At 59.6% G+C, this 21,532-nt stretch carries 19 protein-coding genes; 8 read left to right on the plus strand and 11 right to left on the minus strand.

What is annotated here, in order from left to right; translation table 11 throughout:
• Window positions 1-57 precede the first annotated feature (57 nt).
• Together manA and AACR93_RS06435 are read left to right on the plus strand one after the other, a co-directional pair.
• Window positions 58-1,257 (plus strand): mannose-6-phosphate isomerase, class I, encoded by a 1,200-nt coding sequence (gene manA / locus AACR93_RS06430; protein ID WP_043849510.1) that lies wholly within the window; start codon window positions 58-60, stop codon window positions 1,255-1,257.
• Between the two features lie 226 nt (window positions 1,258-1,483).
• Window positions 1,484-2,032 carry a hypothetical protein gene (locus tag AACR93_RS06435; RefSeq protein WP_231556866.1) on the plus strand — a complete coding sequence of 183 codons (549 nt, stop codon included), beginning with the start codon at window positions 1,484-1,486 and terminating at the stop codon, window positions 2,030-2,032.
• Window positions 2,033-2,170: 138 nt separating this feature from the next.
• Here the strand turns inward: AACR93_RS06435 and AACR93_RS06440 are convergent, their stop codons facing one another.
• Window positions 2,171-2,323, minus strand: a complete 153-nt coding sequence (locus AACR93_RS06440) for a hypothetical protein (protein ID WP_197077921.1) — start codon at window positions 2,321-2,323, stop codon at window positions 2,171-2,173.
• A gap of 559 nt (window positions 2,324-2,882) precedes the next feature.
• Between AACR93_RS06440 and AACR93_RS06445 the strand changes: the two genes are divergently transcribed.
• The 3 genes from AACR93_RS06445 (at window position 2,883) to AACR93_RS06455 (ending at window position 7,158) form a co-directional block, all read left to right on the plus strand.
• Entirely contained in the window at window positions 2,883-4,778 is a 1,896-nt protein-coding gene (locus AACR93_RS06445; protein ID WP_043849512.1) for a PTS fructose transporter subunit EIIC, read from the plus strand.
• Window positions 4,779-5,019: 241 nt separating this feature from the next.
• Complete coding sequence (locus tag AACR93_RS06450; RefSeq protein ID WP_043849513.1) at window positions 5,020-5,772, plus strand: DNA/RNA non-specific endonuclease; 753 nt, start codon at window positions 5,020-5,022, stop codon at window positions 5,770-5,772.
• A 282-nt stretch (window positions 5,773-6,054) separates the two neighbouring features.
• Window positions 6,055-7,158: a YdcF family protein gene (locus tag AACR93_RS06455; protein ID WP_043849514.1), complete on the plus strand. Its 1,104-nt coding sequence runs from the start codon at window positions 6,055-6,057 to the stop codon at window positions 7,156-7,158.
• An 84-nt stretch (window positions 7,159-7,242) separates the two neighbouring features.
• Here the strand turns inward: AACR93_RS06455 and AACR93_RS06460 are convergent, their stop codons facing one another.
• From AACR93_RS06460 to cyoA, 7 genes are all read right to left on the minus strand, one after another.
• Entirely contained in the window at window positions 7,243-7,617 is a 375-nt protein-coding gene (locus AACR93_RS06460; RefSeq protein ID WP_043849515.1) for a DUF805 domain-containing protein, read from the minus strand.
• A 60-nt stretch (window positions 7,618-7,677) separates the two neighbouring features.
• Window positions 7,678-9,048: an MFS transporter gene (locus AACR93_RS06465; protein ID WP_043849516.1), complete on the minus strand. Its 1,371-nt coding sequence runs from the start codon at window positions 9,046-9,048 to the stop codon at window positions 7,678-7,680.
• 167 nt (window positions 9,049-9,215) lie between these two features.
• Complete coding sequence (gene cyoE, locus AACR93_RS06470) at window positions 9,216-10,109, minus strand: heme o synthase (protein WP_043849517.1); 894 nt, start codon at window positions 10,107-10,109, stop codon at window positions 9,216-9,218.
• Window positions 10,110-10,120: 11 nt separating this feature from the next.
• The gene (locus tag AACR93_RS06475; protein WP_043849518.1) at window positions 10,121-10,450 is read right to left on the minus strand and encodes a cytochrome o ubiquinol oxidase subunit IV; all 330 of its coding nucleotides are present in this window, start codon (window positions 10,448-10,450) and stop codon (window positions 10,121-10,123) included.
• On the minus strand, window positions 10,451-11,065 hold the full coding sequence (locus AACR93_RS06480; protein WP_043849519.1) for a cytochrome o ubiquinol oxidase subunit III: 615 nt from the start codon (window positions 11,063-11,065) through the stop codon (window positions 10,451-10,453).
• Window positions 11,066-11,069: 4 nt separating this feature from the next.
• Window positions 11,070-13,046 (minus strand): cytochrome o ubiquinol oxidase subunit I, encoded by a 1,977-nt coding sequence (gene cyoB / locus AACR93_RS06485; RefSeq protein ID WP_043849520.1) that lies wholly within the window; start codon window positions 13,044-13,046, stop codon window positions 11,070-11,072.
• 2 nt (window positions 13,047-13,048) lie between these two features.
• Window positions 13,049-14,092 carry a cytochrome o ubiquinol oxidase subunit II gene (cyoA, locus tag AACR93_RS06490; protein WP_082044032.1) on the minus strand — a complete coding sequence of 348 codons (1,044 nt, stop codon included), beginning with the start codon at window positions 14,090-14,092 and terminating at the stop codon, window positions 13,049-13,051.
• Between the two features lie 613 nt (window positions 14,093-14,705).
• On the opposite strand from cyoA, the gene AACR93_RS06495 reads away from it, so the two are divergent.
• Window positions 14,706-16,631: an NAD(P)-binding protein gene (locus AACR93_RS06495; RefSeq protein ID WP_043849522.1), complete on the plus strand. Its 1,926-nt coding sequence runs from the start codon at window positions 14,706-14,708 to the stop codon at window positions 16,629-16,631.
• Window positions 16,628-17,833: a c-type cytochrome gene (locus tag AACR93_RS06500; protein WP_043849523.1), complete on the plus strand. Its 1,206-nt coding sequence runs from the start codon at window positions 16,628-16,630 to the stop codon at window positions 17,831-17,833. Before AACR93_RS06495 ends, AACR93_RS06500 begins: the two co-directional genes overlap by 4 nt.
• Before the next feature lie 86 nt (window positions 17,834-17,919).
• Here the strand turns inward: AACR93_RS06500 and AACR93_RS06505 are convergent, their stop codons facing one another.
• The 3 genes from AACR93_RS06505 to AACR93_RS06515 form a co-directional block, all read right to left on the minus strand.
• A complete protein-coding gene (locus AACR93_RS06505; protein ID WP_033114291.1) occupies window positions 17,920-18,249 on the minus strand; it encodes a DUF3634 family protein in 330 nt (109 codons plus the stop codon).
• Window positions 18,250-18,375: 126 nt separating this feature from the next.
• The gene (locus AACR93_RS06510; protein ID WP_042031265.1) at window positions 18,376-19,359 is read right to left on the minus strand and encodes a nucleoside hydrolase; all 984 of its coding nucleotides are present in this window, start codon (window positions 19,357-19,359) and stop codon (window positions 18,376-18,378) included.
• A gap of 212 nt (window positions 19,360-19,571) precedes the next feature.
• The gene (locus AACR93_RS06515; protein WP_019446630.1) at window positions 19,572-19,865 is read right to left on the minus strand and encodes a hypothetical protein; all 294 of its coding nucleotides are present in this window, start codon (window positions 19,863-19,865) and stop codon (window positions 19,572-19,574) included.
• Window positions 19,866-20,077: 212 nt separating this feature from the next.
• On the opposite strand from AACR93_RS06515, the gene AACR93_RS06520 reads away from it, so the two are divergent.
• On the plus strand, window positions 20,078-21,523 hold the full coding sequence (locus AACR93_RS06520) for a coniferyl aldehyde dehydrogenase (RefSeq protein WP_043849524.1): 1,446 nt from the start codon (window positions 20,078-20,080) through the stop codon (window positions 21,521-21,523).
• The last annotated feature ends 9 nt before the right edge of the window (window positions 21,524-21,532 follow it).

Genomic DNA, 21,532 nt, shown 5'->3' on the forward strand with positions numbered 1-21,532 from the left:
CAGCAATGCCACCCTTTTCTGCACCCGATTTTCTTCAAACTAGACGAGGCGTCCCTTATGAGCAGTAGCGATCTGCCCTCCTTTCTGTTGATGCAAAACCCGATTCAAGGCTATGACTGGGGCAGTCATGACTCCCTCACCACCCTGTTTGGCATTGCCAATCCGGAGGGCAAACCCCAGGCCGAGCTCTGGATGGGCGCCCACCCCAACGGCTGCTCCGACGTAGTCGTGGCGGGCCAGACCCAGAAGCTCTCGACCCTGATCGAGCGCGCCCCCGCCGCCGTGCTGGGTGAGGCCACCCTCGCCCGTTTTGGCAGCCTGCCATTCCTGTTCAAGGTGCTGTGCGCCGAGAAGGCCCTCTCCATTCAGGTGCACCCGAGCAAGGTTCAGGCCGAAGCGGGCTTTGCCAAAGAGGAGGCCGCAGGCATCAATATCAAGGCGAGCAATCGCAACTACAAGGACCCGAACCACAAGCCAGAGCTGGTGTTTGCCCTCACCCCCTATCAGGCGATGAACGGTTTTCGCGCCATCCCGGCCATTCTGGCGCTGTTCGAGCGGGTCAATCTGCCGGCCATCGCCGATCTGACTGCAGCTCTTGCCGCCAGCCAGAATGAAGCGGGGCTGCAGCACTTCTTCCACCAGCTGCTGGTACTGGAAGGGGCGCGCAAGGAGGAGGCGCTGGCGGGGCTGCTGGCCTTTGCCAGCGAGCATCAGGATGAGGAGACCTTTGCGCTGATCACCAGTCTGGCGGCCCAGTATCCGGGCGACGTCGGCCTCTTCTCGCCGCTGCTGCTGAACGTGGTGACCCTCAAGCCCGGGCAGGCGATGTTCCTCGATGCCTGCACCCCGCACGCCTATGTACGCGGCACCGGCCTCGAGATCATGGCCAACTCGGACAACGTGCTGCGTGCCGGCCTCACCCCCAAATACATCGATGTGGCAGAACTGCTGGATTGCACCCGCTGCCTGGCCAAGCCGGACGACCAGATCCTGCTTGCTCCCCATTTTGAAGGAGCTGTGCAGCACTTCGAGGTACCGGTACCTGACTTCACCTTCAGCGTCTACCCGGCTGGCGAGCACCAGCTCACTACAACCAGCGCCGAGATCCTGTTTGCCATCGATGCCACAGTGATCCTCAAGCGCGGCGATGAGACGCTGCGTCTCGAGAAGGGCCAGTCTGCCTTTATCCCGGCCGCCACCGGCAGCTACCAGCTGCTGGCCGAAGGACGGGTCGCTCGCGCCGGCAACCGCAGTTAAGGTGCGAACACCATTACCGAATAAACGAAGGGGCCATCATCGATGGTCCTTTTTCTTGTGAATCAGTTCATTGCACAGTTTCCAGTCGAAGAATAGACTCCATTCGGATACGACTTTTACTGCCAAAATTCTTGATGTGCGGCATAAATTCACCACATTCCTCTTTCGCTGCGCCCTGCGTTGACTATGATGCCCGTTTAACCACCCCCTTTTTCCGGAGACCGCCATGACCCTTCCTCGTCAACCGGCACAGGTCAGGAGCCACACCATGAAAGCCGGCACTGCACTCCCGCTTCTGCTGCTGGCACTGCTGGGCAACCCGGTTTATGCCGCTTGCGATGACGGCGTTGCCATCAAGCATGCCAAGGCGTTCTGGGAGCATCACCGGAACTTCTATTACACCGATCCAGCCAGGATCAAAGAGTTGCTGACCCCGGACTTTTTCAGCGTGCTGAGCCGCGAGGCCGAGTGCAATGCCGACGGGGAGGTGTGCGCCATTGATGCCGATCCCTGGACCAACGCGCAAGATGGCGATGTGGTCGAGCCAATCACCTTCAGTGCAACCAGCAGCAGCGACAGCGCGGTGGCCGTAACCATGCGCTACCGTCTGGCGATGACAGATACCCGGCAGGAGCCGCAGGAGGTCACCCTCCAGCTGCAAAAATCGGGCGATCAACGCTGCTTTTTGCTCGACGACTTTATCCCCCCTGGCGAAGGCTCTCTGAAAAAGCAGCTGCAGCAGTGGCAGTTGCAAAATGATGGCGGGCAGCAATAAATAACCCCGCAGCCCTTGCAGCCTGCGGGGTTTGGTTATTCAGACTGTCTCCCGTGACGGCTCCTGATAGAAACGAAACCTGGTCATAACGAGACATGGTATGGAAGATTCTGGCCACTCTCCTTTGGCCGCGACGGGCTAGTACTCCACCTCCTCCTCGTCCTGATAGTCACCGGAGCGCTCCTGCTGCAGTGCATCGACTCTCGCCTGCCACTTGTTGTGGGCTTGCTGCTGTAGCTGACGCTCCAGCTCCTGGCGCATGGTGTCGACCTCTTGGTCTAGTTTTTCCATCAGAATATCTCCTTGTTTTAGCGAGTCACACATGTTGAACATGACTCAGGGCTGACGGCACTTGGCCAATGTATCACCTGTTTCGACAACCGGATCCCGCCAACTACCCAATCAAATAAACGATTGCTTTTAGCTGAACCAATCGAATATTTGGGCTGGTCATCACTCTCTCCTCCTCCCTTCGCTCCTCACTCTCGTCACGACATTGCTCAGCGGGTCCCTCACCCAAATCCTGTTTTTTGCCGCCCTCTTCACACTTTTTATGGCTGTCCCACTCACACAAATCTCCATCTGCAGGATTGCAAGAGTCGCGTCACTCAAACAGAGATTAATAATGAGCGGCAAATCAAGTCATTGTTTATAAATGGTTTTACTGATTGATCACGGTTAAACCCAAGGCTGTGTAAATTGCGAGCAGGGTCACAGGGCGGAGGATGTCACACAAAAATCCAGTAAACGGCACATTTGTCCGATTTCGACGAGGGGGCAACGGGAGAACAATATTCCAGTCAACCCAATCCCCACCCAGCGAGCTCAGGAACGGAGCCAGGAGAGTGCAATGTTACCCACCATAACCAACGGCAGACTTATCTGTCTGGAGCTGAAGGCCACCAGCAAGGAGGCCCTGTTTGACGAGATGGCGCAAATGCTGGCGCGCGATGGTGCCGTGTCTGACAAAGAGCAATTTGTCAAAGATGTCTGGGCCCGCGAGCAACTCGACTGCACCGGGTTCGAGCAGGGTGTCGCCCTGCCCCACGCCAAGAGCGCGGCAGTCAGTCGCCCGGCTATCGCCATCGGGATCAGCAAGCAAGGGATCGAGTATGGTGCCGAAGATGGCAAGCCGACCGAGCTGATCTTCATGATCGCCTCCCCGGATGGCGGCGCCAACCACCACATCGAGGTGCTGGCCGAACTCTCGACCCGTCTGCTGGAGCCGGGCTTTATCGAGCAGATGAAGGCAGCCTCCACCACAGAACAGGCTCTGGCCCTGCTCAAGCAAGGCCCGAGCGTTGCAAAACCGGCCCCGACCGGCAAACCGGCAGCCACTACACCGGCTGAACCCACCGAGCGCACCTTCAAGGATCGCCTCAACACCATGAAGCAGCACCTGCTGTTTGGTACCTCCCACATGATCCCCTTTATCGTGGCGGGCGGGGTATTGCTGTCGCTGTCGGTGATGATGAGCGGTAAAGGCGCGGTGCCGGAAACGGGCTTCCTCAAAGACATGGCCACCATGGGTATCGCCGGCCTGACCCTGTTTACTGCCGTATTGGGCGGCTACATCGCCTACTCGCTGGCTGACAAACCGGGTCTGGCGCCTGGCATGATCGGCTCCTGGATTGCCGTTCAGCACTATCAGACCGGTTTCCTCGGCGCCATTCTGGTGGGCTTTATCGCCGGTTTCGTGGTCAATCAGCTCAAACGGATCAAGTTGCCCGACTCCATGAGTTCCCTTGGCTCCATCTTCATCTATCCGCTGATAGGTACCTTCCTGGTGTGCGGCATCGTGATGTGGGGGATCGGCGCCCCGATCGCCGCCATGATGGAGGGGATGAACCACTGGCTCTCCAGCATGGCGGGCTCAGGTAAAGTGATGCTGGGTGCCATCCTGGGTGGCATGACCGCCTTCGATATGGGCGGCCCAGTCAACAAGGTCGCCACCCTGTTTGCCCAGACTCAGGTCAACACCCAGCCCTGGCTGATGGGCGGCGTCGGTATCGCCATCTGTGTACCGCCCCTGGGCATGGCACTGGCAACCTTCATGTCTCCGAAGCGCTACAAGAAAGAGGAGCGTGAATCCGGCAAAGCGGCTGCCATCATGGGCATGATCGGTATCAGTGAAGGGGCCATCCCGTTCGCCGCAGCTGACCCCGTTCGCGTTATCCCGGCCATCGTGGCAGGCGGCATCGTCGGCAACATCACCGGCTTTATGATGCACAGCATCAACCACGCCCCCTGGGGTGGCTGGATTGTGCTGCCGGTGGTGGAAGGCAAGATGGGCTATATCCTCGGCACCATCCTCGGCGCCCTGACCACAGCCATCATCGTCAACATTCTGAAAAAACCGGTGAGTGAAGAGGAAGAGGTCACCACCACCGATAGCGACTATCAGGTGATTGAAGCGGAAGGGGAAGCGGACGTACTGGCCATCACCGCCTGTCCGTCCGGCGTAGCCCACACCTTCCTCGCCGCCAAGAGCCTGCAGAAGGCCGCCGCCAAACAGGGGATCAAGATCAAGGTCGAGACCCAGGGCGCCAACGGCATCATCAACCGCATCACCGCCAAGGATGTCGCCAACGCCCGCTGCGTCATCTTCGCCCACGACGTGGCGATCAAGAACCGCGAGCGCTTCACCGATATCGAGGTCATCGACGTGAAGACCAAGGAGGCGATCCACAACCCGGAAGCACTGCTGGCCCGCACGCTGGCAGACAAGGGAGAGCAGGCGGCCTGAGCCGACTGACCCTCGCAATCTTGTACCAAACAAAGGGGCCCGCAGTGGGCCCCTTGTTTTTAGCCTCAATCAACTCTCCATCATCTCATGGTGAAAGGCGTTGATTTAAAACACATTAGCCATTCACGCGACAGATCTTGGCGAGACGTCACAAATCCGGAAAGTGTCATCAAGCTGCAATTGAAGCTCCTTCGAGATGTGTATCAAATGATGCGGCCTACTAAACTGGAGCATCACAAAAATGATAAAAATCAATAAATTGGTTCTGGCTGTCACCCTCTCCCTCGGCACTGCACCGCTCTTTGCTGCGGGCTTTGTCTGCGGGGAACACATGCGCTTTGGCACCCCCTCCGAAGCGGATCAGAAACTGTGCCGCGACGGCTATGCCGCAGGCTACAACTACGACCACAAGGTCTCCGAGTGGGTGTCTTACCGGATGACCGCCCAGAGCGCACAGGGCAAGATCAAGCGCAAGGATGCCTTTGCCGAGGACAAGGAGGTGCCGGTCGCCTATCGCGCAACCCTGTCGGACTACAAGGGATCTGGCTACGACCGTGGCCATCAGGCTCCCGCAGCCGACATGGCCGCCACCGATATCACCATGAAGCAGAGCTTCCTGCTGACCAACATGACACCCCAGCTGCCAGCCCTCAACCAGAAGGCATGGCGCATTCTGGAGGAGAAGGCACGCCAATGGGCTATCAGCCGCAAGGATGTGCAGGTCATCACCGGCCCCATCTTTACCGGCTCTGAAGAGTCCATCGGTCAGGGTGTGACAATCCCGAGCGCCTACTACAAGATCGTGATGGATCCGGCCAAACTGCAGGCCATCGCCTTTATCATGCCGCAACAGGATATTCCCGTTAGCAAGATCGCCGACTACCGGGTATCGGTACGTGAAGTGGAGGAGCAGACTCACCTCAACTTCTTCAGCGATATGCCCGAAGAGCAGCAGGATACGCTGGAAGCACGTGTCTCCCCGATGTGGAATTAACTCGAAATTCGATAGATTGAGAATCAACCTATCCAGATAAAAGATAGGTTGGGAAACCAATGCTGCCGATGGCAGGGGGAAAACCGCTCCCCCTGCCCTTTTTGGAGTCCAGCCGAGTACGAGGTTCATCCCCCACGACTCGCCCCGACTCACAGTTTGACGCCCCGATAACTGCTATATTGCCCGCCTGTTTTGGTACTAACCGACTGAATTGACGCGACTTTGCTTGGCGCTGCCAACTGGCGGCGCGCAGTGACAATCAGCCCGACCGAGGAATCTTCGATGAAACAGACCCTTCTCGCCCTGACGCTGAGCGGCCTGCTGGCTCTCTCTCCCCTCGCCCTGCAGGCGGCCGAAAGCTCGATGCAGATAGAGAGCGACCTAAATACTCTGGTAAGCAAGCGCCAGGTGGTGGACATGCTGCTGGCCGAGGCGCAGCAGATCTACAAATCGCCGGCCAAGATCTCCCACGCCGGCTTTACCGCCAAGATGCCGAGCAACATGGAGCTGGTCACCAACCGGCTGCTGGCGGCCTACAAACTCGAACCCTATCGCACCGACCTGCTCATCTCGGCGGCCAACGCCCAGATCTACAACGGCAATATCGACCGCGCCATCTCGCTGCTGGAGCAGGCGCAGGCGGTCGCCCCCGATGACCTCGACATCAACAGCTACCTCGCCATCTGGCAGCTGGTGAAAGGAAACAAGGAGGCGTCGCGCACCGCCCTGGCCAAGGTAGCGGATCGCAACGGCGGACGCGCCGCCGATCTGGACAAGATCATCGCAAGGGTGCAGCGGGTCACCACCATGGCGCTGCAGACCGAGCTGACCGAGGATCAGCTCAAGGCAAGCAAAGAGGGTAAACGCGCCATCGTCACCCTGGGTTACGCCCTCAACCCCGACGGCACCATGGACCGGATCCTGCTGGGCAGGCTGCAGGCCACCCTCAAGCTCGCCAAGACGGATCCCGATTCGCTCATTATCCTGACCGGCGGGGTGCCGCAAAATCACCAGACCGAGGGCAAGCTGATGGCCGACTGGCTGGCCAATCACGGCATCGACCGCAGCCGCCTCATCGAGGAGAACTACGCCACCAGTACGGTGGAAAATGGTCTCTACAGCGCCTATGCCCTCGCCCGCCACCAGATCAACTACGCGGTGCTGGTGAGCTCCGCCAGCCATGTCCGCCGCGGTCAGGCGGTGCTTGAAACCGCCTGCGACCAGACCGGCCCGGCCGGGCTGCAGGTGGTGAGCGTCAGCTTCCCCGACAAGCCGCTCGAGGATCTGGCAAGCGTGAGCCAGAGCGAGCTGCTCGGCATCTACCGCGACGTGCTGCGTACCTACGGTATGTGGAGCTACCGCTCGGCCCCGCTGATTGAGCGCTAACGAACCTGCAATCAGCCCAAGTCACAGAAACAGAGAGGGAGGCATGATGCCTCCCTCTTTCGCTTGTACGTTTCACCGCACCTGTCAGCTGGCGATAAAGCCCTGCGAGGGGCCCGCTTTGGGATCATCGCCGAAGCGGTTCGGCCCCTGCTGGCCGTTGCAGACCATAAAGTAGATGAGCACCAGGGTACCGATAACGGGGATAAGGCCGATCAGCAGCCACCAGCCGCTGCGGTCGGTGTCGTGCAGACGGCGTACCGCCACGGCGAGGGACGGGAGCAATACTGCCAGCGAGTAGATGGCGCTCAGGATCTCCTTGTCGCTGCCAATCAAGCGATCCACCATCCCCACCAGCAGCATGAATACGACGTTGCAGAGCACGAACATCCAGTATTCGGTGCGACGGGCCCGCCCGCTGAATACCGCATATTGCTTGAGTACCGAGATATACCAGTTCATTTCGCCTCCAGACTGTTTTCAAAAACAAGTAGTTGCAGATCCGAACCGAGCTTAGCGCGATCAATGCCAGCCGTCGATGACCAGCAGCTCCAGATCCCGGCGGCTGGTACGCTTGCTGTCCACCTTGACATAGACAGAGCGCTCGGAAGCGGCCAGCAGCACATCGCTCACCCCGTCGCAGGCGCGGATCTTCTGCTCCAGAGCCGTATTGGCCTCCACCCCTTCCGGCAGCACGATGCGCAGGCTGCTCACGTAAGGGGGTTCCTGCATGGTGAGGCTGACCCCGAGCCAGAGCAAAGCCAGGGCGGCGCAGCCGCCAAACACCAACGAGGCGCCACCCAGGCTGTAGAGCAGACCACCGAGACTGCCTCCGATGGCCACCCCGATGAACTGGCTGGTGGAGTAGATCCCCATGGCGGTGCCCTTGTAGCCGGGGGGCGACTCCTTGCTGATGAGGGATGGCAACAGCGCTTCCATCACGTTGAAACCGATGAAGAAGATCTGCAACCCGGCGAGCAGGCCCCACAGCTGCAGGCCGCTTTGCCAGAGCACCAGCTCGGCGATGAGCATCACCAGCACGCAGATCTGGAACACAAGCTTCATCTTTCTGCGCTTCTCGGCATAGATGATGAAGGGCACCACGCTGACGAAGGCGATCAGCATGGTGACCAGATAGGCCTGCCACTGGCTGTCGCGGGGCAAGCCGGCACGCTCCAGCAGCGGCGGCAGCGCCACGAAGCTGGACATCAGCAGGGTATGCACGCAGAGGATGCCGAAGTTGAGCTTGAGCAGGCGCGGGTTGGTCAGCACGGTGCGCATCCCCCCCTTCACCATGCCGGACTCGCGATTGAGCAGGTGGTCGCTCGGAGTCGGCACCAGCCAGAGGGTGACGGCGATGCCCCCTAGCGCCAGCAGGGCGATCAGCCAGAACAGGCCGGAGAGCCCCAGCGCATGGGTGATAAGGGGGCCGGTCACCATGGCAATGGCGAAGGTGATGCCAAAGCTCACCCCGATGAAGGCCATCGCCTTGGTGCGGTTCTGCTCGCGGGTGAGATCAGACAAGAGCGCCATCACGGCGGCGGAGATGGCGCCACTCCCCTGCAGGGCGCGGCCGAGGATCACCCCCCAGATGGAGTGGGTCAGCGCCGCGATCACGCTGCCGAGGGCAAACATCAGCAGGCCGCCGACGATGAGGGGCTTGCGGCCCACCTTGTCGGAGAGCAGGCCAAACGGGATCTGGAACAACGCCTGGGTCATGCCGTAGATGCCGATGGCCAGGCCAATCAGCGCCTCGGAAGCCCCCGCAAGGGACATGCCGTAGGTAGTCAGCACCGGCAGCACCATAAACATGCCGAGCATGCGCAACGAGAAGACGGAGCCGAGCGCCCAGGTGGCACGGCGCTCGCCCCTCGTCATGGTGAAATCATTCATGATGGCCTCGATAGGTCAGAGAAAAAGAAGAGCAACGGGGTGGCCGACAGCTGCCATGCCACACCCGATATACGGGAAAAGTGCCCGACGGGGCGGCCCCATAATAACAGAGCCGGGAAAGTTCCCGGCTCTGGATTTCATGCATTTTAGGGGGGCAAGTCACACTATCAGGGCAGCATGCTCACCAGCACGGGAGCTGCTTCCGGTTGGAAATCCACCGACATCATCACGCTGAGACAAGTGATGGTGACGATGGAGAACATGAACAGCTTGCGGGCCCAGAGCGCATCATCCACCAGCTGCTTGTAGCCAGACAGCGCCATCCCCAGCCACCAGACGCTCACCGCGGTGGCCACCACCAGATACTTGTAGCCGGCATAACCGCCGAGGAACAGCATCAGGGTCGGCACCATAAAGGCCAGGATGTAGAGGGTGATGTGGAGCTTGGCCACCGGGATCCCCTTCACCACCGGCAATACCGGGATGTTGGCCGCCTGATAATCCTTGAAGCGGAAGATGGCGATCGCATAGGAGTGCGGCATCTGCCACAGGCTGAAGATCGCCAGCAGGATCAGCGCCCCCGAGTCGAACTGACCGCTCACCGCGCAGTAGCCGATGACCGGCGGCGCGGCGCCGGAGAGACTGCCAACCAGGGTGCCGTAGACCGAGTGACGCTTCATGTAGAGGCTGTAGATCCCCACATAGACAATGAAGCCCAGCACTGCCAGCAAGGCGGCCAACGGATTGGCCGCCCAATAGAGCAGTGCAATGCCCGCAATGCCGAGCGCAGTGGCATACCAGAGCGATACGCCGGGGGCGATCAGACCCTTCACCAGAGCACGGTTCTTGGTGCGCTCCATGATGCAGTCGATGTCCCGGTCGATGTAGTTGTTGAACACGCAACCGGAGGCGACCACCAGTGATACACCGGCCATGGTCAGAATGAACAGGGGCAAGTCCATGCTCCCCTTGGAGGCCAGCAGGAATCCCCCGATAACCGAGATGAGGTTACCGAAGATGATGCCCGGCTTGGTCACTTGCAGGTATTGCTTCATCATCATTGCCAGCCTGCTCAGTGGACCATCATGTTGATGTTGAGGTTGTACATGATCCACAGGGAGCCCACGATCACGATGGCGATGATGAGCACGGTAAAGACCAGTGCCACCAGGTTCCAGCGCTCCTCGGACAAGGTGTTCATGTGCAGGAAGTAGACCAGATGGACGAAGATCTGCACCACCGCCATGCCGACCACGGTAGCCAGCACGGTCCCGTGGGAGGCGGAGCCATCCATCACCATCCAGAACGGGATCGCGGTCAGAATGACTGACAGCACGAAGCCGGTCAGATAGCTCTTGGCGCTGCCGTGGCTGGCGCCGTGATTGTCAACGGAATGACTCATTTACATTGCCCCCATCAGATAGACCACGGTAAAGACGCAGATCCACACCACGTCGAGGAAGTGCCAGAACAGGCTCAGGCACATCAAGCGGGAGCGGTTGCGATCGGTCAGCCCCTTCTTGGCCACCAGCACCATCATCACGATGATCCAGATAAGGCCGCTGGTCACGTGGATACCGTGGGTACCGACCAGGGTGAAGAAGGCGGAGAGGAAGGCGCTGCGATCCGGGCCATAGCCCTCGGCGATCAGGTGATGGAATTCGTAGATCTCCATCGCGATAAAGCCGGCCCCCAGCACGAAGGTCACCAACAACCAGCCGTTGACGGCGGATAGCTGGTTCTTGTTCATCGCCAGCATGGCAAAACCGAAGGTGATGCTGCTAAAAAGCAGCAGCATGGTTTCGCCAAACACGAACGGCAGTTCGAAGATATCCTTGCCGCTCGGGCCGCCGGCGGTGCCGTTGACCAGGACTGCATAGGTTGCAAACAGGCATGCAAACAGGATGCAGTCACTCATCAGGTAGATCCAGAAACCGAATACCTTGTTGGCACCGGCATCGTGGTGCCCATGATCATGGGCACCGTCGTGAGTGTGATGTAGAACGTCGGTCGCCATTGCTTCACGCCACCTTGTTGATATTTTCAAAATGCTGACGCTCGATCCGCTCGATCTCGTCAACCTGCACGTAGTAATCCACGTCGTCGTTGAAGCTGTGGATGATCCAGCTCGCAATCATGCCGATGAAGCCGGCGATGGCCATCCACCAGATGTGCCAGACCATGGCAAAACCAAATACGGTGGCAAAGCCTGCGATGATGACCCCTGCCCCGGTGTTTTTCGGCATATGGATCGGGTCGTAGTGCTCGGGCTGCTGATAGGCAGAACCGTCCTGCTTGGCTTCCCAGAAGGCATCCAGTCCCTTGATCTTCGGCTCGATGGCGAAGTTGTAGAAGGGCGGCGGGGAAGAGGTTGCCCACTCCAGGGTTCGACCACCCCAGGGGTCACCGGTCAGATCACGGTTCTGCTCACGGTCACGGATGCTGACCACCAGCTGAATCACCTGACACAGCACACCCACGGCAATCAGCGCGGCACCACAGGCAGCCACCACCAGCCAGCCATGGAACTGGGGATCCAGATGCTGGCTGACGCGACGGGTCATGCCCATGAAGCCCAGCACGTAGAGCGGCATGAAGGCGACGAAGAAGCCGACAATCCAGAACCAGAAGGCGCGCTTGCCCCACACATCGTTGAGCTTGAAGCCGAACGCTTTCGGGAACCAGTAGGTGATACCGGCGAAGCAGCCAAACACCACGCCGCCGATGATGACGTTGTGGAAGTGGGCGATCAGGAACAGGCTGTTGTGCAGTACGAAGTTGGCCGCCGGAACCGAGAGCAGTACCCCGGTCATGCCGCCGATGCTGAAGGTGATGATGAAGCCGACGGTCCACAACATGGGCGAGGTGAACTCGATGCGACCGCGGTACATGGTGAACAACCAGTTGAAGATCTTCACCCCGGTCGGGATGGAGATGATCATGGTGGTGATACCGAAGAAGGCATTCACGTTGGCGCCGGAGCCCATGGTGAAGAAGTGGTGCAGCCAGACGATGAAGGAGAGCACGGTAATGGCGACGGTCGCCCACACCAGCGAGGTGTAACCGAACAGCTTCTTCTTGCTGAAGGTAGCCACCACTTCGGAGAAGATCCCGAACACCGGCAGCACCAGAATGTACACCTCGGGGTGACCCCAGGCCCAGATCAGGTTGATGTACATCATCATGTTGCCACCCATGTCATTGGTAAAGAAATGGGTGCCGAGGTAACGGTCGGCGGTGAGCAGGGCCACCGTGACGGTCAGGATCGGGAAGGAGGCGATGATCAGGATGTTGGCGCACAGAGCCGTCCAGGTGAACACCGGCAGGCGCATCATGGTCATGCCCGGGGCACGCATCTTGATGATGGTGGCGAAGAAGTTGACGCCGGTCAGCAAAGTGCCCAACCCCGAGATCTGCAGACTCCAGATCCAGTAGTCGACCCCGACCCCCGGGCTGTACTCCAGCCCCGACAGAGGCGGATAGGCCAGCCAGCCGGTCTGGGCAAATTCACCAACCCCAAGGGAGATGTTGATCAGCACCACGGCGGCGGCGGTGAACCAGAAGCTCACGTTGTTGAGGAAGGGGAAGGCCACGTCACGGGCACCGATCTGCAGCGGCACCACAATGTTCATCAGACCGATCACCAGTGGCATCGCCACGAAGAAGATCATGATGACGCCGTGGGCGGTGAAGATCTGGTCGTAGTGATGCGGTGGCAGAATGCCGTCACTGCCGGCCGAAGCCATCACCTGCTGGGTCCGCATCATCACCGCATCGGCGAAGCCGCGCAGCAGCATCACCATACCGAGGATGAGATACATGATCCCGAGGCGCTTGTGATCCACCGAGGTGAGCCACTCTTTCCACAGATATTGCCACTTGCCGAAATAGGTGATGAGACCGGCGATGGCCAGTCCCCCCAGAATGATTCCGGCCACCGTCACCATGATGATGGGTTCATGGTACGGAATGGCGTCGAGCGTTAATTTTCCAAACATCGTTATTCCTCGGATCCCGCTTTCACAGAGTTGTCATCCATTGCCATCTTCATATGGCCGGCATGATCCATGTGTTCGTCTTGCGCCATGTCGCCATGGTTCATCTGTGAGTGATCCATCCCCTGATGGGTCATGGTCTCCCCCTGTGCCATGGGCATCTCGTGGGTCATCCCCTGATGCTGGCCATGCTTCATGTCACCCATGAACTTGTTGATCAGAGTGACAAACAGTTTCGGATCGGCACTGGAGAAGTACTCCACCGGATGGAACTCGCTCGGTTTGGCCAACGCATTGAACTGATCCATGGTGATCAGCTGTTTTGGCGACGCCTTTACCTTGGCAACCCAGGCATCAAAACCGGCCTGATCCGGAGTAGCGATGGCATTGAACTTCATGCCCGAGAAACCGGCACCGCTGTAGCTGCTGGAGATGCCGTCATACTGGCCCGGCTCGTTGGCGATAAGGTGCAACTTGGTCTGCATGCCTGCCATCGCATATATCTGGCCGCCCAGACGCGGAATGAAGAAGGAGTTCATCACGGTATCGGAGGTGACCCGGAAATTGACCGGCGTATTGACCGGGAAGGCCAATTCATTAACCGATGCAATACCCAGTTCTGGATAGACAAACAACCACTTCCAGTCGAGGGAAATAACATCGACCTGAATCGGTTTCACCGTGGAATCCAGCGGTTTGTAAGGATCCAGTTCGTGAGATGTTTTCCAGGTAATGGTGGCGAGAATAACGATAATAATGACGGGAACGGTCCAGACAACCGCTTCAATCTTGTTGGAATGAGACCAGTCAGGCGTATATTTGGCGTCGGTATTCGAAGCTCTGTATTTACGAGAAAATACCACGGCCATAATAATTACAGGGATCACCACGATTAACATCAGGCCAAGGGCCGTCAGTATCAGTGATTTCTGTTCCAGACCAATCTGCCCTTTGGGGCTCATCAGAGCCATGTCACAGCCAGTCAGCATGCCGGCGGCCGCGAGCAACAGCAAAGCACCCAAACCCCTCTTTAATGCAAAAGGTTTCATGCAGCGTCCTTTATCTTCGCAAGGCTAAAGTTGTAAAAAAAACGCATCATTCTGAACAAAACCTGACTATGTGAACAACATGAAAAATTAATCTCGATGTTGTGCCCAGGTTGGCGTTTGCGTGTAACAGTTGTTAACCCATGACCAATAACCGGCTGCATAAAACAAGCTGGTCATTAATTCATCGCGCCCTGCTTTTATTTCAATCAATCTTGAGTTCAAGAGACAAAACCAGCGGCAATTAACCTTGTGCTATTCATGGTCAAATAACGGGAGTTGAGCTATCCGCATAAAATACAAACACTATTTCCGCACTGTTTTTGTGCCCTCTGGAAATATGAAAAACGAAAAGGAACTCAATCAAAGCCATAATTAATCAAAATGATTTCAAATTAATTCCATGGATTCGACAAGGTTTTGTCTCATAAATATGCAAAGTAGAGACATCTACCCCTGTTTTGGCCATTACAAGCTTCATCATTTTGTTTAATAAGTTATTATCAAAGCCATGGACTCTACCGGGATATGACGGTAGGTTGCGTCCCCTTGCTGCTTGCCAGCTACCATTTCAGCTCTGTGCTTTTTTTCAACGCTTCAAACAACAGGTATTGCCATGAGCATCACACGCAGAGATTTTCTCAATGGCGTCGCCATCACCATCGCAGCAGGCATCGCCCCCATCAACCTGCTCAAGGCTGCCGAAGGCGGCAGCGCGCTGGCTGACAAGACGCTGGTCTACCCGCCCGCCCTCACCGGCCTGCGCGGCAACCACCCGGGCTCTTTCGAACCGGCCCACAGCATCGCCCGCGATGGCAAACAGTATGACTTTGCCAATGTTCCCCTTGAGGGAGAGTACGATCTGGTGATCGTCGGCGCCGGCATCAGCGGTCTGGCCGCCGCCTGCTTCTATCAGCAACTGCTCGGCGCGGATAAAAAGATCCTGCTGCTCGACAACCACGATGACTTCGGCGGCCACGCCAAGCGCAACGAGTTCACCACTTCCGATGGCCTGCGGCTGGGCTACGGCGGCAGTGAATCCCTGCAATCACCACGCTCGGTCTACAGCCCGGTGGCGCTCGGTCTGCTCAAGGCGCTGGAAGTCAACATCGACGAGCTGGCCGCCGGTTTCCAACAGACCTTCTATCCGGATCTGGGGCTCAGCCGCGGTGTCTATTTCGACGAAAAGCACTTTGGCGTCAACAAGATAGTGAACGGCGATCCGGGCCATAACGTGGCGGATGACATCCCGCGCGATCGCCTGAATGGCCGTCCGCTGGCGGAGTTTATCGGTGACTTCCCGCTCGATGATGCCGACAAGGCCGCCCTGCTGGCCCTGCACGAGGAGAAGACCGACTACCTGAGCGGCATGACCCGCGAGCAGCAGGACGAGTGGATCACCCGCAACAGCTACACCACCTTCCTGCGCGACAAGGTGGGCCTGAGCGAACGTGCCATCACCTACTTCCAGCAACGTACCAACGACTTCCAGGCCGTCGGCATCGACGCCACCGCCTGCGCCGACGCCCGCCTCTGTGCCCTGCCCGGCTTTGGCGGCCTCAACCTGACTCCGCTCGATGCCGAGGAGCAGGCCGAGCTGGACGACCCCTACATCTTCCACTTCCCTGATGGCAACGCCGGTCTCACCCGCCTGATGGTGCGCAAGCTCATCCCGCAGGTGGCGCCGGGTCACACCATGCAGGATGTGGTGCTGGCCAAGTTTGACTACAGCAAGCTCGATCTGCCGGAGCACAAGGTGCAGCTGCGCCTTGGCAGTACGGCGCTGCAGGCGAAAAACGTGCGCCTCGCCGATGGCAAGCTGGCGGTGGATGTCACCTATATCAAAGAAGGGAAACTGCACCGGGTGCGCGCCAGGCAGTCGATCATGGCTGGCTACAACATGATGATCCCCTACATGGTGCCCGAGATGCCGGAGCCCCAGAAGGAAGCGCTGCGCCAGAACGTCAAGGCACCGCTGGTTTACACCAAGGTAGTGATCAAAAACTGGCAAGCCTTCGTCAAGCTCGGGGTGCACGAGGTCTACTCCCCGGCGGCCCCTTACAGCCGGGTCAAGCTCGACTATCCGGTCAGCATGGGTGGCTATGAGCATCCCAAGAGCCCGGATCAGCCAATGTGCCTGCACATGGTCTATGTCCCGACCCTGCCGGGCAGCGGCCTGTCGGCTCGCGAACAGTCCCGCAAGGGGCGCGCCATGATCCTCGGCATGCCGTTCGAGCAGCATGAACAGATGATCCGCGAACAGCTGCAGGGGATGCTGGGCAGCGCCGGTTTCAACCATGAGCAGGATATCCTCGCCATCACGGTCAACCGCTGGTCCCACGGCTACTCCTATGTCACCAACACCCTGTTTGATGACGAGGAGCAGTGCGAGAAGTGGATCGAGCTGGGGCGCAAGCCGGTCGGCAACATCACCATCGCCAACTCGGATTCGGGCTGGAGTCCCTACGCCCACGCCGCCATCGACGAGGCGTGGCGCGCCGTCAACGAGCTGGTCGCCATGACCAAGGGAGGTGCCCAATGAGCCGCGCCCTGTCACTGACTGCCAGCGCCCTGCTGCTGGCGCTGCCCACCCTTGCCGCCCACGCAGCCCCCGCCATGTCGGCCGGTGAGTATGTGGCCAAGCTGGGCGATTGCGCCGCCTGTCACACCAGCGAGGCAAGCAAACCGCTGGCCGGCGGCAAAGGGTTCCCGACCCCCATCGGCACCGTGTTTGCCACCAACATCACCCCCGACAAGAGTCACGGCATCGGCAATTACAGCCTGCCGGAGTTCATCAAGGTGATGCGCGAAGGGGTGGCCCGCGATGGGCATCGCCTCTATCCGGCCATGCCCTACACCGCCTACGCCAAGATGAGCGACGAGGATCTCACCGCCCTCTACCACTACCTGATGCAGGATGTGCAGCCGCTGGCCGTGGCCAACAAAGAGAGCGACATCCCCTGGCCGCTCAATATGCGCTGGCCGCTGATGGGCTGGAACTGGGTCTATCACGACGACAGCCGCTTCACCCCGGTCGCTGGCAAGAGCGAAGAGTGGAACCGCGGCGCCTATCTGGTACAGGGTGCCGGTCACTGTGGCAGCTGCCACACCCCGCGTGGGCTTGGCATGCAGGAGAAAGCGCTGACCGAGGCGGATCCCGTCTACCTGAGCGGTGCCGCCCTCGACGGCTGGTATGCCCCCGACATTCGCGGCAGCCGCTACGACAAGCAGGCGCTGATCGACCTGCTGAAAACTGGCCGCAGCCAGCATCAGGCCGTCGCAGGCCCGATGGCGGAAGTGATCACTCACAGCAGCCAGTACTTCAGCGACGCCGATCTGGCCAGCATCGCCACCTACCTCACCGACCTGAAAGCGGAGCCGGCGGTAGCGAAAGGTGCCCGCGCCTATGCCAGTGCCGGCGGCAAGGCGGACTACGCCATGTACTGTTCCACCTGCCACGGGGTCGATGGCAAGGGCAACGACCACGTCATCCCCTCGCTGGTGAACAACCGCACCGTGCTGGCGGACGATCCGGCGAGCCTGCTCAACGTGTTGCTGCATGGCGCCGAGACGCCCATCACCCGCGGTCATCTCGGCTACCACATGCCGGGCTATGGCTGGACCATGGATGACGAGCGGATCGCCGAGCTGGTCAATACGTTGCGCGCCTCCTGGGGCAACGAGGGGCAGGCGATCAAGGCAGCTGCCGTCAAGGCCCAGCGCGAGCTGCACGGCAAGGAGTAAGGGCAAGCCGCTCTCGCTTGGCCAAGCGCCATAAAAAACGGGCCTCCACTGGAGGCCCGTTTGCTATCTGATGCACTCGGACAGCTTTACCCTTTGCGCGGCTTGGCGCCTGGGGCGGCGACGTGACGATAGTCGCCATAGGGGAAGATATTGCGAAAACGCTGGGCAACCGGCTCGGGGATGGAGCGGGAGAAGACCAGCTTGACCCCGTCACCATCGCGATGTCCCACAATGCGCCCACGCACTGTTTCGTGGCGCAGGATCTGCTTGGCATGCTCAATAAAGGCGGGTGACACCTTGCCCTGCTTGACCACCACCTTGCCGGGTGCAAGGCGGATCTCGAACAGGGCACCACGCCCCAGCTTCATCAACCACCAGATCAGGGCTATCGCCACTATCAAGGAAATCCAGGCCATCCCAATCCCTCCTAACGTCTTGATATCAGGCAGTATAAGCGCCTGAACGCCGCGATTGTTTGGCGGGGATCACAGCCACAACGCAACGCGCGCCACCAAGGATCACCGCCAGACCGTTGCTGACGTTTAACGGCGCTTGCCCCAGGCCACCAGCGTCTCGCGATAGAGGGCGAGCAGCGCCTCATCACGCACAGCCACCCCGACCTGCTGCGGACGAAAATCGGCCCAGCCATCGTGGGAGTGGCGCTTGCCATCGAACTTTTGCAGGGTATGACCGATGGCCGGGCCACTGTTGATCACCCGCACCGGCCCCTCACGCAGGGTAAAGAGAGTCGGGTCAATGACATAGGCGATGGCGGACGGGTCGTGGACATGGCAGCCGGAGAGTCCCAGTTTCTCCGAGTAGAAACGCAGGTAGAAGCGGCTCACATCCCACAGGAACTGGCCCGGCTCGCCCGCTTCGTCGCGCAGCGCATCGAGATAATCGCCGCTGAAAAAGCTCTGCTGGGTCACATCCAGCCCGATGATCACCACCGGCCAGTCGGCAGTAAAGACCCGGTCGGCAGCATCGGGATCATCGTGGATATTGGCCTCGGCATAGGGGGTGACGTTGCCGCGATGACCATTGATACCAAAAGCGCCCCCCATCACCACAACCTGTTTCACCAGTGAAACAATCTCGGGCGCCTGCTGCAGCGCCAGCGCCAGATTGGTCAGAGGCCCGATGGTGACGAGAGTGATCTCCCCGGGCGCCGCTTTGACCGCCTCGACAATGTACTGCCAGGCGGGACGGGGATCGGGCGCAATACTCACCTCTCCCGCCTCCAGGTCGCCAAAGCCGCTCGGGCCGTGCACTATGGTGGTGGGGCCGACCGGCTCGCGCAGCAGCGGCGCCGCTGCGCCTTTGGCCACATCCGCTTTCATGCCGTACTTCTGCTTGAGCCAGAGGGCGTTACGGGTGCCATTGGCGATGGTGGCGTTGCCAAAAACGGTGGTGATGGCGAGCAGCTCGATGGCGGGGTGAGCCTCGGCAAAGAGGATGGCCATGGCATCGTCGATGCCCGGATCGGTGTCGAGAATAATCTTGTGAGTCTGGATCTTGTCAGTCATATGACCTCCCTGCAGCGACAAAAGGGGGAGTCTACCGGGCTCGCCACCCTTTATCCGGGCAGGGGATCACACCCTGAGCCTTTGCCCGCCCTTTCCGGCATTCCGGCATCACATCCACAATCCCCGCTACAAAAAATGGCGCGGCCACTTGGGTCCGCGCCATGACGATTCATTATCTTATTGTGCAGGAACGAGGTTCCCGGCATTGCCGCTCAGCGTTTACGGTGCCAGCGTGGTGAGGTGGACTTCTCTCCCCAGGGGGTTACACAGGGGAGCAGAGCCCCTTCAATCACCGCATCGCAGCTTGCCAGCGCCTCGGCAATCTTTTGGTGCAGCACCCGCAACACCTTGCCTTCGTGCTCGGCCAGCGAGTGGCCGGCGGCAAAGAACTCCGGCTGATACTGCAGCGCCAGCTTCTGGGCAAATTCGTAAGTGTTGAAGCAATCCGGCATCCGCTCAACCACATCTTCAAGCCGGGTCAACAAGCTGTTCAATTCCCTGGTCATAGTGCTCCCTCCGTGCATGTGAATAGCCAAAAACTACCTCTTATTGGATAAGCCACCAACGAGCAAACCACAAAAGTGTGGGGAGGAACACAGTTCTCTCTTGCGTCCAGCCGTCGATGACAGGGGCAGATGATGCCAGCTTTACACTTGCGCAACAAACGACTAGATTTAGACCGACTAATCAGTCGGTTGTTTTTCAGACGGAGAAGAGTATGGGAGTCGCACCGCATCAGCACAGTCCGGAGGATATCCTCGCCATCAAGCTGGCCCTGCCCGAGCAGCTGGAGCGGCTCAAACGGGCGAGCCGGGAACACCCCATGCCGACACTGGCCGAGCGGCGAACCCAGCTGACCAAACTCAAGCGGTCGCTGCTGGCTCACAAGGAGCAGCTCTGCACGGCGCTGGCGCAGGATTATGGCCAGCGCAGCCACTACGACAGCCAGATCGCCGACATCCTCCCCTGCATCATGCAGATCAACTACACCCAGAAGCGGCTCAAGCGCTGGATGCAGCCCCATCGTCGCCATGCCGGTCTGCTGCTCGCCCCCGCCAAAGTGGAGGTACACTTCCAGCCGCTCGGGGTGGTCGGCATCATAGTGCCGTGGAACTTTCCGGTGATGCTGAGCCTCGGCCCGCTCATCACCGCCATCGCGGCAGGGAACCGGGCTATGCTGAAACTCTCCGAGTACACTCCCCATACCAACGCCGTGCTGCGAACCCTGCTCACCACCACCTTCAACGAGGACGAGCTCGCCGTCATCGAGGGGGATGCCCAGATGGCGGCCGCATTCAGCTCGCTCCCCTTCGATCACCTGCTGTTCACCGGTTCCACCATGGTTGGCAAGCTGGTAATGGCCGCCGCCGCACCCCAGCTCACCCCGCTCACCCTTGAGCTGGGCGGCAAGAGTCCTTGCCTCATCGCCCCCGATATGCCGGTTGAGACCGCCATCGAGCGGATGATCTTCGGCAAGAGCCTCAACGCCGGCCAGATCTGCGTTGCCCCCGACTATGTGCTGCTGCCCCGCAGCGAGGTGGAGAACTTTATCGCCGCCTATCGCAACCACTTTGCCAAGCTCTACCCTGCCGGGCTCGCCAGCCCCGACTACGGCGCCATCATCAACGATCGCCAGTATCAGCGGCTGGTCAGCTGGCTCGATGAGGCCAAACAAGCGGGTGCCCAGCTCCACCCCTGCGCCACTCCGGCGCGGGATGATCAGCGCCGCCTTCTGGCCCCGCATCTGCTGACCGGGGTGCCGGGCCACTGTCAGGTGATACAGCAAGAGATCTTCGGCCCGCTGCTGCCGCTTATCCCCTACGACACCCTGGAGGAGGCGCTCGCCTATATCGCCGAACGGCCCCGCCCGCTGGCTCTCTACCTGATGAGCTTCGATCCCGAGCTGCAGGCGCGGGTGACCCGGGAGACCCACTCCGGCGGCATGGCGATCAACGAGAGCCTGTTTCAGGTGGCAGCCGATGATGTGCCGTTTGGCGGCATCGGCGCCTCTGGCATGGGCCACTACCACGGGCACGAGGGCTTTCTCACCTTCTCCAAGGCGAAAACCGTGCTGACCCGCGGCAAGTTCACCACCGGCTCCCTGATCCATCCGCCCTACAACAGCTGGATCCAGAAGCTGATGATGGCTTTCTTCCTGCGCTGACGGAGCCCG

It is taken from the genome of Aeromonas sp. L_1B5_3 (assembly GCF_963866575.1).
In the GTDB taxonomy this organism is placed as follows: domain Bacteria; phylum Pseudomonadota; class Gammaproteobacteria; order Enterobacterales; family Aeromonadaceae; genus Aeromonas; species Aeromonas jandaei.

Coding starts and splice junctions, on each gene's coding strand:
- manA (WP_043849510.1), top strand. CDS start 58: ATGAGCAGTAGCGATCTGCCCTCCTTTCTGTTGATGCAAAACCCGATT.
- cyoE (WP_043849517.1), bottom strand. CDS start 10,109: ATGATGATGAAGCAATACCTGCAAGTGACCAAGCCGGGCATCATCTTC.
- AACR93_RS06505 (WP_033114291.1), bottom strand. CDS start 18,249: ATGGCCTGGATTTCCTTGATAGTGGCGATAGCCCTGATCTGGTGGTTG.
- AACR93_RS06480 (WP_043849519.1), bottom strand. CDS start 11,065: ATGGCGACCGACGTTCTACATCACACTCACGACGGTGCCCATGATCAT.
- AACR93_RS06500 (WP_043849523.1), top strand. CDS start 16,628: ATGAGCCGCGCCCTGTCACTGACTGCCAGCGCCCTGCTGCTGGCGCTG.
- AACR93_RS06435 (WP_231556866.1), top strand. CDS start 1,484: ATGACCCTTCCTCGTCAACCGGCACAGGTCAGGAGCCACACCATGAAA.
- cyoA (WP_082044032.1), bottom strand. CDS start 14,092: ATGAAACCTTTTGCATTAAAGAGGGGTTTGGGTGCTTTGCTGTTGCTC.
- AACR93_RS06520 (WP_043849524.1), top strand. CDS start 20,078: ATGGGAGTCGCACCGCATCAGCACAGTCCGGAGGATATCCTCGCCATC.
- AACR93_RS06495 (WP_043849522.1), top strand. CDS start 14,706: ATGAGCATCACACGCAGAGATTTTCTCAATGGCGTCGCCATCACCATC.
- AACR93_RS06515 (WP_019446630.1), bottom strand. CDS start 19,865: ATGACCAGGGAATTGAACAGCTTGTTGACCCGGCTTGAAGATGTGGTT.
- AACR93_RS06460 (WP_043849515.1), bottom strand. CDS start 7,617: ATGAACTGGTATATCTCGGTACTCAAGCAATATGCGGTATTCAGCGGG.
- AACR93_RS06475 (WP_043849518.1), bottom strand. CDS start 10,450: ATGAGTCATTCCGTTGACAATCACGGCGCCAGCCACGGCAGCGCCAAG.
- AACR93_RS06465 (WP_043849516.1), bottom strand. CDS start 9,048: ATGAATGATTTCACCATGACGAGGGGCGAGCGCCGTGCCACCTGGGCG.
- AACR93_RS06455 (WP_043849514.1), top strand. CDS start 6,055: ATGAAACAGACCCTTCTCGCCCTGACGCTGAGCGGCCTGCTGGCTCTC.
- cyoB (WP_043849520.1), bottom strand. CDS start 13,046: ATGTTTGGAAAATTAACGCTCGACGCCATTCCGTACCATGAACCCATC.
- AACR93_RS06450 (WP_043849513.1), top strand. CDS start 5,020: ATGATAAAAATCAATAAATTGGTTCTGGCTGTCACCCTCTCCCTCGGC.
- AACR93_RS06510 (WP_042031265.1), bottom strand. CDS start 19,359: ATGACTGACAAGATCCAGACTCACAAGATTATTCTCGACACCGATCCG.
- AACR93_RS06445 (WP_043849512.1), top strand. CDS start 2,883: ATGTTACCCACCATAACCAACGGCAGACTTATCTGTCTGGAGCTGAAG.
- AACR93_RS06440 (WP_197077921.1), bottom strand. CDS start 2,323: ATGGAAAAACTAGACCAAGAGGTCGACACCATGCGCCAGGAGCTGGAG.